The 14,344-nt window shown below is 74.4% G+C and carries 15 protein-coding genes; 10 read left to right on the forward strand and 5 right to left on the reverse strand.

Annotated elements, in window-relative coordinates; genetic code table 11:
• Positions 1 to 17: 17 nt before the first annotated feature.
• The 8 genes from ACQSSQ_RS02845 to ACQSSQ_RS02880 all read left to right on the forward strand — a co-directional run bounded on the left by ACQSSQ_RS02845 (position 18) and on the right by ACQSSQ_RS02880 (position 6,143).
• Entirely contained in the window at positions 18 to 584 is a 567-nt protein-coding gene (locus ACQSSQ_RS02845; RefSeq protein ID WP_431325519.1) for a MarR family winged helix-turn-helix transcriptional regulator, read from the forward strand.
• A gap of 106 nt (positions 585 to 690) precedes the next feature.
• Positions 691 to 1,272, forward strand: coding sequence for a hypothetical protein (locus ACQSSQ_RS02850; protein ID WP_431325520.1), 582 nt, complete (start codon positions 691 to 693; stop codon positions 1,270 to 1,272).
• Positions 1,269 to 2,027, forward strand: coding sequence for an MBL fold metallo-hydrolase (locus ACQSSQ_RS02855; RefSeq protein ID WP_431325521.1), 759 nt, complete (start codon positions 1,269 to 1,271; stop codon positions 2,025 to 2,027). Before ACQSSQ_RS02850 ends, ACQSSQ_RS02855 begins: the two co-directional genes overlap by 4 nt.
• Before the next feature lie 130 nt (positions 2,028 to 2,157).
• The gene (locus ACQSSQ_RS02860; RefSeq protein WP_431325522.1) at positions 2,158 to 2,973 is read left to right on the forward strand and encodes a sigma-70 family RNA polymerase sigma factor; all 816 of its coding nucleotides are present in this window, start codon (positions 2,158 to 2,160) and stop codon (positions 2,971 to 2,973) included.
• A 9-nt stretch (positions 2,974 to 2,982) separates the two neighbouring features.
• Positions 2,983 to 4,002 (forward strand): DNA topoisomerase IB, encoded by a 1,020-nt coding sequence (locus ACQSSQ_RS02865; protein WP_431325523.1) that lies wholly within the window; start codon positions 2,983 to 2,985, stop codon positions 4,000 to 4,002.
• Positions 4,003 to 4,007: 5 nt separating this feature from the next.
• On the forward strand, positions 4,008 to 4,424 hold the full coding sequence (locus tag ACQSSQ_RS02870; RefSeq protein WP_431325524.1) for a DUF6098 family protein: 417 nt from the start codon (positions 4,008 to 4,010) through the stop codon (positions 4,422 to 4,424).
• Positions 4,425 to 4,464: 40 nt separating this feature from the next.
• Positions 4,465 to 5,868: a cytochrome P450 gene (locus ACQSSQ_RS02875; protein ID WP_431325525.1), complete on the forward strand. Its 1,404-nt coding sequence runs from the start codon at positions 4,465 to 4,467 to the stop codon at positions 5,866 to 5,868.
• Positions 5,868 to 6,143 (forward strand): DUF4235 domain-containing protein, encoded by a 276-nt coding sequence (locus ACQSSQ_RS02880; RefSeq protein WP_431325526.1) that lies wholly within the window; start codon positions 5,868 to 5,870, stop codon positions 6,141 to 6,143. The genes ACQSSQ_RS02875 and ACQSSQ_RS02880 overlap by 1 nt, the downstream gene beginning before the upstream one ends.
• Before the next feature lie 3 nt (positions 6,144 to 6,146).
• Here the strand turns inward: ACQSSQ_RS02880 and ACQSSQ_RS02885 are convergent, their stop codons facing one another.
• Both ACQSSQ_RS02885 and ACQSSQ_RS02890 read right to left on the reverse strand, forming a co-directional pair.
• Entirely contained in the window at positions 6,147 to 7,109 is a 963-nt protein-coding gene (locus ACQSSQ_RS02885) for a glycosyltransferase (protein ID WP_431325527.1), read from the reverse strand.
• Positions 7,097 to 8,401 (reverse strand): UDP-glucose dehydrogenase family protein, encoded by a 1,305-nt coding sequence (locus tag ACQSSQ_RS02890; protein ID WP_431325528.1) that lies wholly within the window; start codon positions 8,399 to 8,401, stop codon positions 7,097 to 7,099. Before ACQSSQ_RS02890 ends, ACQSSQ_RS02885 begins: the two co-directional genes overlap by 13 nt.
• 80 nt (positions 8,402 to 8,481) lie before the next feature.
• Between ACQSSQ_RS02890 and ACQSSQ_RS02895 the strand changes: the two genes are divergently transcribed.
• Both ACQSSQ_RS02895 and ACQSSQ_RS02900 read left to right on the forward strand, forming a co-directional pair.
• Positions 8,482 to 10,164 carry a carbamoyltransferase family protein gene (locus tag ACQSSQ_RS02895; protein WP_431325529.1) on the forward strand — a complete coding sequence of 561 codons (1,683 nt, stop codon included), beginning with the start codon at positions 8,482 to 8,484 and terminating at the stop codon, positions 10,162 to 10,164.
• Complete coding sequence (locus tag ACQSSQ_RS02900; protein WP_431325530.1) at positions 10,161 to 11,705, forward strand: HAD-IIIA family hydrolase; 1,545 nt, start codon at positions 10,161 to 10,163, stop codon at positions 11,703 to 11,705. Before ACQSSQ_RS02895 ends, ACQSSQ_RS02900 begins: the two co-directional genes overlap by 4 nt.
• On the opposite strand, the gene ACQSSQ_RS02905 is transcribed toward ACQSSQ_RS02900, so the two are convergent.
• From ACQSSQ_RS02905 to ACQSSQ_RS02915, 3 genes are read right to left on the reverse strand one after another with little or no spacing between them, the layout of a single operon-like run.
• The gene (locus ACQSSQ_RS02905) at positions 11,677 to 12,669 is read right to left on the reverse strand and encodes a GDP-mannose 4,6-dehydratase (RefSeq protein WP_431325531.1); all 993 of its coding nucleotides are present in this window, start codon (positions 12,667 to 12,669) and stop codon (positions 11,677 to 11,679) included. The genes ACQSSQ_RS02900 and ACQSSQ_RS02905 overlap by 29 nt on opposite strands.
• A complete protein-coding gene (locus ACQSSQ_RS02910) occupies positions 12,666 to 13,646 on the reverse strand; it encodes a glycosyltransferase family 9 protein (protein WP_431325532.1) in 981 nt (326 codons plus the stop codon). The genes ACQSSQ_RS02905 and ACQSSQ_RS02910 overlap by 4 nt, the downstream gene beginning before the upstream one ends.
• Positions 13,643 to 14,326 (reverse strand): SDR family oxidoreductase, encoded by a 684-nt coding sequence (locus ACQSSQ_RS02915; protein ID WP_431325533.1) that lies wholly within the window; start codon positions 14,324 to 14,326, stop codon positions 13,643 to 13,645. The genes ACQSSQ_RS02910 and ACQSSQ_RS02915 overlap by 4 nt, the downstream gene beginning before the upstream one ends.
• Positions 14,327 to 14,344: the final 18 nt, after the last annotated feature.

The raw sequence follows: 14,344 nt of genomic DNA on the forward strand, positions 1-14,344 counted from the left end.
CCGGTAGGGTGAGCGTCATGCCAGCCCAGCCCCGACTGCCGTTCGACCCCGTCGAGCGCGCCGGCGACCTGTGGGAGTCGCACTTCGGCGACGCCACGGCGATGCGGCTGGCCACCTCCGTCATGCGCGTCCAACAGCTGCTCCTCGCCGAGCTCGACGCCGCCCTGAAGCCGTACGCGATCACCTTCGCGCGGTACGAGGTGCTGGTGCTGCTCACGTTCAGCCAGACGGGTGCGCTCCCGCTGAGCAAGATCGGTGAGCGCCTGATGGTTCACCCGACCTCGGTCACCAACGCGATCGACCGGCTGGAGGCCCAGGGACTGGTGCGCCGCGAGTCCGACCCGGCCGACCGGCGACGGACCTTGGCGTCGCTCACCCCGGCCGGACGCGAGCTCGTCGCCGAGGCCACGGCGGCGCTGACCGCGATCGACTTCGCGATCACCGGCCTGAGCGCGGCCGAGCAGGACGACACCTTCGCGCTGCTGCAGCGGCTGCGCGCCGCCGCGGGTGATTTTCCTGAAGAGCAGAGCCCCGACGCGCAGGGCCCTGCGCAACCGCGTCCAGAACCCTCGATCGTCGGTTGACGGTCCGCGCCGCGACCCACTAAGTTCGCCGCGGGTTCAGCCCTGGTGCCGCGCCGTGAGCGGGGGCTCGGCACTGTGTCGGGGTGCGGGTGACGGAGGCGTCGGGGTGAGTTCTGCACGGACCAGCGAGCCCGTGACGGCACTCGAGGCGCTCGCGTTCGCCGGTGCGGTGATCGGTCCGTCCTGGGGGCTCGGCGTCCTCATCGCGTCCTTCTACGTGGCCGGACCGGCCTTCGTCGTGCTCCTGGTCCCGATGGCGTTCCAGCCCGTCTCGCTGCTCGTGGCGCTGCTCGCGGTCGCCGGCGTGACCGTCCTCGTGCTCCGCGTCCAGGAGCGCTGGACGCGCGCGGAGATCGCGCTGGTGTCGTGCGCGGTCCTCGCGGCCGCGCTGTGGATCACTCCCGTCGTCCTGATGGGGGATGCCGGGGACGGCGTGGTGATCGGGCTGATCCTCGTGGTCCTCGCGTGCGCCTTCGGTCCCGTCCCGCTCTGCTTCTGGTCGGCCACGCGGATGTCCCGGTCGATGCGGGTCGCGGTGACCGATCCGGCGGCCACGTCGTGGCTCCGCGACGCCGTAGCGTGGGGCGTGGCCCGCTACGAGATGGTCCGCGCCCGCTCGGAGCGTGCCCCCGTGGCCGGGGACGTGCCCGGTACCGCAGTGACCGACGAGCGGGGAGAGCACCGATGACCACTCCGTACACGATCACGCGGGTCGGCGACGCGTACCTCGTCTCCACCCACCACGTGAACTGGGTCCTCGTCGAGGACGGCCACGACCTGACGCTCATCGACGGTGGCTACCCGGGCAACGTCGTCGACGTCGAGCGCTCCGTCCGCGAGATCGGCCACCAGATGGGCGACATCCGCGCGATCCTGCTCACCCACGCCCACGTCGACCATCTCGGTGGCGCGGCGCGGATCGCGGCCGCTCACGGGATCGATGCGTACACCGGGGCGGTCGAGGTCCCGCACGCGCGGCGTGACTACCTGCAGCAGCTCTCCCCGGCGCAGATCCCGTTCGTCCTGTGGCGACGCGGAGCGGTCGGCTGGGTCCTCGACATCACGCGTCTCGGTGGCACCGACCGCACAGGCCTCGCGCAGGTGGAGTCGTACGACGCCGCGCGGCTCGACCTCCCGGGCGCTCCGGTGGCGGTTCCGACCCCCGGGCACACCGACGGCCACACCGCGTACGCGATCCCGGGCTCAGGCGTGCTCGTGAGCGGGGACGCCGTCATCACCGGGCACGCCGTGTCGCGGCTGCACGGACCCCAGCTCATCGTGCGTCCGTTCTCCCACGACCGCGGTGCCACCACCGACGCGCTCGACGTGATCGCGGAGGTCGACGCCGGCACGCTCTTCCCAGGTCACGGGTCCGTCTGGACCGGCAGCATGCGTGACGCAGCGGCTCAGGCGGCTGCAACCGCAGGCTTCTGGCGCCCCTGAGCGGTCCGCCGCCGGGTCTCCCTCGACCGAGGTTGGGTCGACAGCGGGGGTGAACCCTGCTAGGAAGGAGGTGAACGACCTTGGTGGTCAAACAGCGCGCCACTCTCCAGCACTTTCATCGGAGCGTGGCATGTCAGTTTCCGACCCGATTCTCGAGCGCCCGCACGACCCCTCCCGCGACCTCAGTCGCGAAGACCGAAGGGTCGTCACCACCGCGCTCTGCGACGACCTCGCCGCGTGCGACGACGCAGACGTCGACGTGCTCAGGGCACGCCTGGTCGAGGTCAACATGGGTGTGGCCCGTGCGGTCGCCTCTCAGTACCGCAACCGCGGTGTCGACATCGACGACCTCGAGCAGGTCGCCTACGTCGGGCTCGCAAAGGCGGCCCGCGGGTTCGACCCCGAACGCGGTCACGACTTCCTCACCTACGCCGTCCCGACCATCCGCGGCGAGGTTCGCCGCTGGTTCCGGGACAGCTGCTGGATGGTGCGTCCGGCGCGCCGGGTCCAGGAGACCCGCGCGCAGGTCACCGCCTGCATCGAGGAGCTCGTCCAGGAGCTCGGCGACACGCCGACCTCCGACGACATCGCCGATCGTCTCGGGCTCCCCGTCGAGGAGGTCGACGAGGCGCTGGCGGCCGACGGCTGCTACCACCCCTCGTCGCTCGACGCCCCCGGGAGCAGCGGCGTCGGCACCCTCGCCGACGTCCTCGGCGACGTCGACGACGCGTTCACGCGCGCCGAGCAGAAGGCGTCCTTGGCGCCGCTCGTGCGCGGGCTGAGCGAGCGCGACCGGCAGACGCTCGCCCTGCGGTACTTCCACGAGTGGACGCAGGAGCAGATCGCGGGCCAGCTGGGCGTCACGCAGATGCAGGTCTCGCGCATCCTGAGCCGCATCACGGCGCAGCTGCGTGAGCAGCTCGGTGACGGCATGCTCGCGGCCTAGCGTCGAGGGATGAGGTTCCGGACGGTCTCGCGCACCGAGCGGGGATGGACCCGCCGGCGCGCGGGGCGGGGCTTCCAGTACCTCGACGAGCGTGGCGGTGTTCTCGTCGGCCCCGACCGTGAGCGGTGCGTCGCGCTCGCGATCCCGCCTGCCTGGGAGGAGGTGTGGATCTGCCGCTGGCCGTCCGGGCACCTCCAGGCGACGGGGCGCGACGCCGCGGGGCGCGTCCAGTACCTCTACCACCCCCTGTGGCGCGAGCGGATGGAGGAGCAGAAGCACGAGCGCGTGCTGGAGGTCGCGCACCGGCTCCCGGAAGGACGCGAACGGGTGCTGCGCGACCTCGCGGAGAAGGGCGTGCCCCGGGACCGGGCCCTGGGCGCGGCCTTCCGCCTCCTCGACCGCGGCCTCTTCCGGGTCGGCAACGACCGCTACGCCGCGCAGGGCGGCGGGTACGGGCTCGCGACCCTGCGCAAGGACCACGTCACGCTGCGGCGCGACCGGTCGACGATGGAGTTCGCGTACGAGGGCAAGGCGGGCGTCGCGCAGCGCGTCGTGGTCGCCGACCCCCTCGCGTACGAGGTCGTCGGACCGATGCGGCGCCGACGGGAGGGCGACACGCTGCTCGCCTTCCAGGAGCGGCGGCGGTGGAGCGAGCTGTCGAGCGCGGACGTGAACGCGTACCTGCAGGAGCGCGTCTGCGCCGACATGACGGCCAAGGACTTCCGCACCTGGCACGCGACCGTGCTGGCCGCGGTCTCGCTCGCGTCGAGGGACGAGGGGGCTGCGTCGGTCACAGCGCGCCGTCGTGCTGTCGCCGCGACCATGCGGGAGGTGTCGGACGTGCTCGGCAACACCCCGGCGGTGGCCCGGGCGTCGTACGTGAACCCCCGCGTCGTCGAGCTGTTCGAGGAGGGCGTGACGATCGCTCCGACCCTGCGGCGGATCGGACCGGCGATCGACGAGGAGCGTGATCGTCCCGCGCTCGAGCAGGCGGTGCTGACCCTGCTGGCCGACGGGAGGAGCGAGTGAGTCCGATGGACGAGATCGACGACTTCGACCGCGTGGTGACGCTGGTCGAGGAGAACCCCGGCCTGTACCTCCGCTACTCCCAGGGCCCCGAGCACGACCTGGACGAGGGGCCCAGCCGTGACTACGAGAGCGGCCAGGACATGCCGGGGTGGTCGGTGACCACGGTCGATCCCGAGCCGTGGTGGGACCGGGCGCCCGCGGACTGGATCGCGCGCCGTCTCTGCAAGTACGCGGAGCTCGGGGAGGAGGGGCGCTTCCCGTGGCTCCTGCGGGGTCGCCGCGTCGGCACGGGGCCGGACCACGAGCCGCTCGTCAACGAGATGTCGGCGGTGGCCGCGATCGGGAAGTCCGCCGTGGACGAGGCGCGGGAGCGGTACGAGGCGACCTTCGACGTGGGGAACGACTCGCGCGACGAGACCTGACCGTGCGCATGGTTCGCAGGCGGCCGGGCACCCGCAGCACATGACTGCCACCGTGATGGAGAAGGTTCGTGACCAGGCCCGGTTCGGGCTGCTCGACCACTCTGCGCAGCTGCTCGCGGCGGGCTATCCCTTCTGGGACCGACAGCGGCGGTCGAACGGGTCGGAGGTCGTCCGGACCCGTGTGATGGGCCGGCGCGTGACGTGCCTGCGCGGCGAGGACGGCGCCCGCTTCTTCTACGAGACGTCCGGTCTGCGGCGCAAGGGAGCGCTGCCCCCGCCGATCGTCGCGTCGCTGTTCGGGAAGGCGGCGGTCCACACGCTGGACGGGCCGTCCCACCGCCGCCGCAAGCACGGCTTCGCGACACTCCTCGACAGCGCCGCCGCGTTCGCGATCGCGCAGGACGTCGGGCGCGGGTGGGAGGCCGCCGTCCGCGGCCGGACCGGGACCGTCGACCTCTTCGAGGAGGTCGCCCGGCTCCAGCTCGCCGCGGTGTGCCGGTGGGCGGGCGTCGAGGTCGACGACCTCGACGCCCGCGCCGCGGACATGGTCGCGATGGTCGACGGCTTCGGCTCGGTCGGCCGCAGGCAGGTCCGGGCGCGGCTGGCGCGGCGGCGTGCCGAGCGGTGGATGCTGCCGCAGGTCCGTGCCGCCCGCGCCACGGAGACGGCGGCGCCGCTCGGCGAGGTCGCGCGCTGGCGCGGGGACGACGGTGTGCTCCTCCCGCTCGAGGTCGCGACGGTGGAGGCGCTCAACGTCGTCCGTCCGACGGTCGCGGTGGCCTGGTTCGCCGCGGCGACGGCGCGGGCTCTCGCGCTGTGGCCGCAGGTGCGGTCCGGGATCCGCTCGGGCGACCTCGACCCGCTCTGGGTCGCGCAGGAGGTCCGCCGGCACGGTCGGTTCGCGCCGTTCCTCGGCTCCGTGGCCACGGAGGACCTGGCGTACCGGGAGCACGAGATCCCCAAGGGGTCGCTGGTCGTCCTCGACCTGTGGGGGACCGACCACGACCCTAGGCTGTGGGACGACCCGGACGCGTTCCGACCGGAGCGCTTCGCGCGGCGGGACGTCGGGCCGTACGAGCTCGTGCCCCAGGGCGGGGGCGACCGCGAGAGGGGCCACCGCTGCCCCGGGGAGGACGTCACGTTGGCCTGCCTGACCCTGCTGGTGCCGCGCATCGCCGAGGACGTCCCCGTCGTGCTCGAGACAGGGGTGGCGTCCCGCCGGATGCCTCCCGAGCCGCGCTGCGCGGTGCTCGTCGGCCTGCCCGGGTCCGGGGGCGGGGGCAAGGACCCGAAGACGGAGCCGGGCGGGGACGACCCCGTCACCGATCCCGGGACCGACCCGCGGACCAATCCCGGCGCCCCGCGTCCCAACGAGCCGTACCCGAGCGACCCCGGAGAACCGGGTCCCGCACCTGGCGACAACGACGACGAGAGGAACACCTGATGCCCAAGGCAGCGAAGCTGGCCTACCGCCCCATCGGACTCCTGACCGGCATCGCCGGCGGTCTGATCGCCGGAGCGCTCTTCAAGCAGGTCTGGAAGAGGTTCTCCGACGAGGACGAGGCGCCCAACCCGCTCGCGGCGGACTCGTACAGCTGGCGCGAGATCCTGGTCGCCTCGGCCATCCAGGGCGTCATCTACTCCGTCGTCAAGGCGTCGATCGACCGTGCGGGCGCCAAGGGGTTCCAGCGGGTCACCGGGGAGTGGCCCGGCAGCTGAGCCTCACGCGGCTCGGACCTCGTCGAGGACGGCCTCCCAGTCGGCGAGGAAGCGCTCGAGCCCGAACCGGGCTCGAGCGCGTTCGCGTGCGGCCGCTCCCGTCTCCTCGGCGAGGGTGGGCTCGGCGACGAAGCGGGCGGCCGCCTCGCGGAGCGTACGAGGGTCGGTCGACGTGACGCCGCCGTCGCCGACCGCACGGGGCGCCTCCGTCCCGGCGAACGCGACCACCGGCAGCCCGAGGAACATCGCCTCGAGCAACGAGAGCCCGAGCGAGGTCCAGCGTGCCGTGTGCACGTAGACGCGCCGGCGCGCGACCTCCTCGTGCATCCTCTCCTGCGGAAGGTCCTCGAACGCCCACACCCGCCCTGCGGCCCAGTCGGCCTCGGCGAGCGGCGCGACGCCCATCCCGAACACGTCGAGCGGCACCGCGGGGGCGATCGCCGGGAGCAGGTCCGTCCCGAGCACGCGGGTGCGTCGTACGGGCTCGTTCATCACGACCGCCGCACGGGGCCACTCGCCGGTGAAGCGGTGGCCCGGGTCGGGGATGCCGTGCTCCACGACGTACGTCGGTGTGCTGCCGCAGTCCCAGTACGCCCGGTTGAACGGCGTGACGTGCACGACCGGCACGTCGGGCCGGTCGGCGTACGGGTGCCGGGCACGGACGGCGTCACCGGGAGGCGTGTTGTGCTCGACGTACACGGCGGGGAGGTCGACACCGGCCCGCAGCCCCGTCCAGGCCCGGAGCAGCCCCTCCTCGTGCGGGCGCTGCAGCACCACCGCGTCGAGCGTGACGTCCGCCAGCTCCTCGGCCGTCACCTCCCGGACCGACGACGGCCAGTCCCAGGTCCGTGCGCGGCCGCGGCCGTCGGCGTCGCGGGCCGCGTTCACGGGGACGAGGTAGTCGTGCGGGCCCTGGACGAAGGACGTCGCCCACGAGCCGTGGACGTGCCAGATCAGGACGCGCACGCCGACCTCCCCAGGCCGTGGAACGACCATCCGGCGGCTCTCCACTTGTCCGCGTCGAGGCACGTGCGCGCGTCGACGACGACCGGTGAGGCCACGCCCTCGCGCAGCGCCACGGGATCCAGCCCGGCGTAGTCCTCCCACGCCGTCAGCACCGCGACGACGTCCGCGTCGGAGCAGGCCTCCTCCACCGTGGCGGCGTACCCGAGGCCGTCGGCGACCCGTGCCGCCGACGGCAGCGCCCGGGGATCGTGGACCCGCACCTGCGCACCGAGGTGCTGCAGCGTCGTCGCGACGTCGAGCGCGGGGGAGTCGCGCACGTCGTCCGAGCCGGGCTTGAACGCGATGCCGAGCACGGCCACGCGGCGATGCTCGCCCCACAGGCCGCGCACGAGGTCGACGGTCCGGGACCGCTGACGCATGTTGACCAGGTCGACCTGGTGCAGCAGCGCGGCGGACTCGACGCCGAGCTCGCCCGCTCGCGCGACGAACGCGCGGGTGTCCTTGGGGAGGCAGCTCCCGCCGTAGCCGAGGCCCGGGTCGAGCACGTCGGTCCCGATGCGGGGGTCGGCGCCGAGGATGCGGACCAGGTCGTCGATGTCGGCGCCGGAGCGCTCGCACACCTCGCCGAGCACGTTGACCACGGAGATCCGCGCCGCCAGCATCACGTTCGCCGACACCTTCGCGAGCTCGGCGGTCCGCAGGTCGGTCCGCACCACCGTGGTGCCCTGCCGGACCCAGCGCGCGTACACCTCGGTGAGGACGGCGTACGACGCGTCGTCGCGCACGCCGAGCACAAGCCGGTCCGGATGCTGGGAGTCGGCAACCGCGCGGCCCTCGCGCAGGAACTCGGGGTTCCACGCGAGCGAGACCGGCACCCGTGCCTCGGCCTCGAGGATCTCGGCGAGGTCGTCGGCGGTCCCGACCGGGACGGTGGAGCGTCCGACGACCAGGCACTCCCGCCGCGCGTGGCGCGCCACGTCGGCCGCCGCCGTACGGAGCGCGTCGAGGTCGGCGCCGCGCCCTCCGCGTCGTTGCGGCGTGCCGACGCAGAGGAAGTGCACCTCGGCGTCCGCGACGTCGGCGACGTCGGTGGTGAACCGCAGCCGCCCGCTCGAGACGCCCTCGCGGAGCAGCTCGGCCAGGCCCGGCTCGTGGAACGGCAGTCGGCCCTCGGCCAGAGCCGTGAGGCGGTCGCGGTCCACGTCGTGGGCGACCACGTCGTGCCCCGCCGCAGCGAGGCACGCCGCGTGCGTCGCGCCGAGGTATCCCGTCCCGATCACCGAAGCTCTCACGGCCCTGCGGTGCCCGAGAGGTGGGGCGCTCATGCGTGGGCGCAGCGTTTCGCCGACCGCCAGCGGGGAAACGGACCACCATGAAGGTGCTCGGAGTGAACGCGTTGTTCCACGACCCGTCGGCGGCCCTGGTCGTCGACGGACGAGTCGTCGGTGCCGCGGAGGAGGAACGGTTCAGCCGTCGCAAGCACGGCAAGCGACCGGTGCCGTTCGCGGCGTGGGAGCTGCCCGAGCAGGCGATGCGCTGGTGCCTCGCGCAGGCGGACCTCGACGCCGAGGACCTGGACGCGGTCGTCTACGCGTACGACCCGGCGCTCGCCGAGCCCATCGACGCGCTCGGCCTGCACGACCCGTGGGACGGGCTGCGCCAGACCTACGCCGACCACGTCCCCGGCTTCCTCGCCACCGCGCTGCCCGGTCTCGACCCGGCAGCGGTGCAGTTCGTGGCGCACCACGTCGCGCACGCCGCCTCCGCGGGGCTCGGGCTCACCGACCGCGACACCGACGTCCTCGTCCTCGACGGGCGGGGCGAGGCGACCAGCCACCTCGCGGGACGGTACGAGGGCGGTCGCCTCCACGCGCTGGCCGGGCAGCGTCTCCCGCACTCGCTCGGTCTGCTGTACGAGGACCTCACCGAGCATCTCGGCTTCCTGCGCAGCAGCGACGAGTACAAGGTGATGGCCCTCGCGTCGTACGGCACGCCCCGTCACGCCGACGCGCTGCGCGAGCGGATCCACGCCGACGGCGCGGGCGGCTTCGTCACCGAGCCGGTCCACTGGTCGGCGCTGGCCAAGCAGCGCGCCGCGGGCGAGCCGTGGACGCGCGACCACGCGGACCTCGCCGCCAGCGCCCAGCGCGTGCTGGAGGACACCCTCCTCGACCTCGCACGGTGGCTGCACGACCAGACCGGTGGGGAGCGGCTCGCACTGGCCGGCGGCGTGGCGCTCAACTGCGTGGCCAACACGCGTCTGCACGCCGAGACCCCGTACGAGGCGATCCTGCCGCAGCCCGCCGCGGGCGACGCCGGGACCGCCCTGGGCGCCGCGCTCACCGTCGCGGCCGGGAACGGCCCGACCACGCCGATGCCGGGGGCCGACCTCGGGAGCCGGTTCGACGACCAGGAGATCGAAGCCGCGCTGCGGACCGCGCACTGGCCGGTCGAGCGCCCTGCGGACCTCGCGTCGACGGTGGCCGACCGGCTGGCGGCAGGCGGGATCGTCGCGTGGTTCCAGGGCGCCAGCGAGTTCGGCCCGCGGGCGCTGGGCCACCGCTCGCTGCTCGCCGACCCGCGCGACCCGCAGAACCTCGACCGGCTGAACGCGGTCAAGGGACGCGAGAGCTTCCGGCCGGTGGCCCCCATGGTCCTCGAGGAGAAGGCCGCGGCGATCTTCACCCGTGGCCCGCTCCCGTCGCCGCACATGCTCTTCGTCCACGACGTCCGGCCGCAGTGGCGTGACCGCATCCCCGCCGTGGTGCACGTCGACGGGACCGCGCGGGTGCAGACCGTCGACCGGGCGTCGGAGCCCCGTGTCGCGGCGCTGCTCGACGCGTTCGAGGCGCGCACCGGCGTCCCGGTGCTCGTGAACACCAGCCTCAACACGGCGGGCCGCCCGATGGTGGACTCGCCGCGCGACGCGCTGGAGCTGTTCGGGTCCGCTCCGGTCGAGATGCTCGTGATGGGCCCGTACGTCCTCACGCGCCCGTCGGCGGACGGTCGCGGGGCAGACGGCCGCGGGGCAGACGGCCGCGGGGCCGGCGCATGAGGGCGCCCGCCGGCGTGGTCACCGCCGACACGACCGTCGTCGTCCCTACCGTCGGCCGGCCCTCGCTCGCCAGGGTCCTCGCCACGTTCCTCGCGCCGTCGCACCCCGGCGTCGAGGCGGTCGTCGTGGTGGACGACCGGCCGGCCGACGACGAGCGCCCGCTGCACTCCCTCGTCCCGGCGCTGCCGCTCGACGGGACGCGTCCGTGGTTGAGCGTCGTGCGGTCGTACGGCCGCGGTCCGGCCGCGGCGCGCAACCTCGGGGCGGCCGGGGCCCGGACGCCGTGGATCTCGTTCCTCGACGACGACGTCGAGCCGGAGCCCGGCTGGGCCGCGCACCTGGTGCACGACCTGGAGTCCGCAGGACCGGCCGTGGCGGGGATCCAGGGACGGGTCGAGGTGCCGCTGCCCACGGACCGGCGTCCTGACGACTTCGCGCGGTCGACGGCGGCCCTGGCGACGTCGCGGTGGATCACCGCCGACATGACCTACCGCCGGGTCGCGCTGGTCGCGGCCGGCGGCTTCGACGAGCGGTTCACCCGCGCCTACCGCGAGGACGCCGACCTGGCCCTGCGGGTCGCGGCGACCGGCGCGCGGCTCGTCACCGGCCGGCGGCGGGTGGTCCACCCGGTCCGCTCCGAGCGGGCCGGCGTCAGTGTCCGCGCCCAGCGCGGCAACGCCGACGACCGGCTGATGCGCGCGCTGCACGGACCCGACTGGCGTGCGCGAGCGGAGGCCCCGCACGGCCGCCTGCGGCGCCACGCCGCGGTGACCGCCCTCGGCGCGGTCGGTGTGGTCGCGCTCGCCGCACGCCGCCGTCGGACCGCCTGGGTCGCCCTCGCCGGGTGGGCCGCGGGGACGGTCGAGCTCTTCCTGGCCCGCTGGCTCCCCGGGTCGCGCTCGCGACGCGAGACCGCACGCATGCTCTGGACCAGCGCGGCGATCCCTCCGGCCGCAACCTGGCACGCGGCCCGCGGAGCGGTGGTGCACCGTCAGGCGGAGCCGTGGCCGTCGCACCGGTGGCTCGTGCTGCTCGACCGGGACGGGACGCTCGTCCGCGACGTCCCCTACAACGGCGACCCGGAGAAGGTCGAGCCGGTCGACGGGGCCGAGGAGGCCGTGGCACGGCTGCGCGGCGCGGGAGCGTACGTCGGCGTCGTCACGAACCAGTCGGGCGTGGGGCGCGGCTTCCTCGAGCGTGCGCAGGTCGACGCCGTGAACTCCCGGGTCGAGGAGCTGCTCGGTCCGTTCGACGTCGTGAAGATGTGCCCGCACGCGCCCGAGGACGGCTGCACCTGCCGCAAGCCGGCTCCACGGATGGTGCTCGAGGCGTGCGCCGAGCTGGACGTGCCCCCGGAGCGCTGCGTCGTGATCGGGGACATCGGCGCCGACGTGGACGCCGCCCGGGCCGCCGGTGCGCGGGGAATCCTCGTCCCGAACGACGCCACCCGTCCCGAGGAGGTCGCGGCGGCCCCGTTCGTCCGACCCGACCTGCGGTCCGCGGTCGAGGCGGTCATCCTCTGGGCGGCACAGGCACGCTGATCTGGTCGCGCACCCAGGTGGCGGTCCGCGCCAGCCCGTCCTCGAGGTCCACCTCGGGCTTCCAGCCCAGCGTCTCGCGTGCCCGGGAGATGTCCGGGCAGCGCCGTGCGGGATCGTCCTGCGGGAGGTCGACGTGGACGATCTCCGAGCGCGAGCCCGTCACGGACAGGACGCGCTCGGCCAGCTCGAGCATCGTGAGCTCGTGCGGGTTGCCGACGTTGACGGGCCCCGGCTCGTCGGCCGTCGCCATCGCGACCAGCGCCCGGACCGTGTCGTCGACGTAGCAGAACGAGCGTGTCTGCGCGCCGTCCCCCTGCACCGTCAGCGGCTCGCCGCGCCACGCCTGCGCGAGGAACGTCGGCACGACCCGCCCGTCGTCGAGACCCATCCGCGGACCGTAGGTGTTGAAGATCCGGACGACCCCGACGTCGACCCCGCGCGAGCGCCGGAAGGCGAACGCCGCGGCCTCGGAGAAGCGCTTCGACTCGTCGTAGACCGCCCTCGGGCCGATCGGGTTCACGTTGCCCCAGTACGCCTCCGGCTGAGGGCTCACCTCGGCGTCGCCGTACACCTCCGACGTCGAGGCGAGCACGAAACGGGCGTCGTCGGCGGCGGCCACCTCTAGAGCACGGAGGGTCCCCGCGCTCCCCGAGCGCAAGGTGTGCTCGGGCATCCGCAGGTAGTGCACCGGCGACGCCGTGGCAGCGAGGTGCAGGACGACGTCGACGCGGCCGTGGTCGCCTCGGGCGGTGGCGAGGTCGAGGTCGGCGACGTCGGTCACCACGACCCGGAGACCGGGGTCCGCCACGGCGGACGCGAGGTTCGCGACGGTGCCGGTGGACTCGTCGTCGACGCACGTGACGCGCGCACCCCCGGCGAGCAACGTCTCGCACAGGGCGGAACCGAGGAACCCGGCGCCCCCCGTGACGAGCACGTGGGCGCCGGAGAGGGACGGGTCGGTCATGCGCGAGCGGTACCCAGGCCCGCAGGGGGCAATCCCGCCCGCAGAGCCGCACGGGCCGCTGCGACGACCTCGTCGACCCCGATCGCCCCGAGGGCCGGGTCGAGTGCGGCGCCGTGCGGGTCGCCGCGGTGGCCGGCGCCGTGCCAGACCACGTGGTGCCGGCCGCCCTCGGGAGGTCCCCAGGCGGCGGGGGACGTCGGGCCGAACAGGGTCACCGACGGCGTCCCGAACGCGGGCGCCAGGTGCGCGACCCCGGTGTCGGAGGAGACGACGAGCAGGGCCGAGGCGACCAGGGCGGCGAGCGCCCGTACGTCGGTGGTCCCGGCCACGACCGACCCCGGCGGGAGCCCGGCGAGGGTGGCGACCTGCTCGGCGAGGCCACGTTCGGCGGGGGAGCCGGTGAGGGCGACCGGCCCGTCCGCGTCGAGACGTGCGGCCACCGCGGCCCACCGCTCGGCGGGCCAGCGCCGCGATCCTGCGGCGGCACCGGCATGGACGACCACGGCGTCGCGGACCGACGGCTCGGGGAGCGTCACGGCGAGGAGCGTGTCGTCGGGGTCGGCCGCGACGTCGAACGCCGACGCCACGAGCCGGCACCACCGCGCCCGCTCGTGCTCGTCGGACTCCCACGTGGGTCCGGCCGTGCGGGACGCTGCGTCGCCGAACGCGACGAGCCGGCGAGGGCCGGTCGCGAGCAGCAGTCGGTGGCTCTCGGGTCCGTGTCCGTGCAGGTTGACCGCGACGTCGGCGCCGTGGACCGCCCGAGGGAGCGGGCCGAGACCCTGGTGCGCGACCACCGTGTCGACGAGACCGGCGTCGCGCAGCAGGGCAGCCGGGTCGCGCGGGCCGACCAGCGCGATCTCGGCGTCCGGGAGCGCCGTGCGCAGGGCCCGCAGCGCGGGCACGGCGGCGAGGACGTCGCCGAGGCCGAGCCCGCGCAGCACCACGACCCGCGGCCGCGGGGATGGAGGAGTCACGGCCACGAGGGCTCGACGGCGGGGGTCACCACCATCTCGCGGACCTCGCACCCGGCAGGCGCCTCCAACGCGAAGACGACCGCTCGGGCGACGTCCTCGGGAGCGTTCAGCATCGCGTCGGCGGGCGGCCGGTACTGCTCGGTGCGGCCGTCGAAGAACGCGGTCTGCATGCCGCCCGGCACGAGCATGGTGACCCCGACGTCGCCGGCGAGCTCCGCGGCGAGGGCGCGGGTGAAGCCGACGACGCCGAACTTCGACGCGCAGTACGCCGTCGCGTCCGGCAGCGCCCGCAGCCCGAGCGTCGAGGCGACCGTCACGATGCGGCCGCCCTCGGCCCGCAGCGAGGGGAGCGCGGCCCGGATCACCGCGGCGGTGCCCAGCAGGTTGACGGCCACCACGTGCTCCCACTGGCTGCGCGGGACGTCCTCGAGCTTGCCGCACGCATCGGTGCCGGCGCACGTCACGACGGCCTGGAGCCCGCCGGTCCGCTCGATCGCCTCCTCCACCGCCCGCGTCGCCGCAGCGGTGTCGGCGAGATCGACCACCGTGCGGTCGTACGCGCTGTCGGGTGCGACCACGTCCAGGACGTACGGCCGTCCGCCGGCCTTGTCGACAGCCTCGGCGACAGCGGCGCCGAGCCCCGACGCACCTCCTGTGACCAGAACGGTCCCCACACTCATCGTGTCTCCTCTCGTGTC

The sequence above is a fragment of the Mumia spirodelae genome (genome assembly GCF_050632745.1).
Lineage (GTDB): Bacteria > Actinomycetota > Actinomycetes > Propionibacteriales > Nocardioidaceae > Mumia.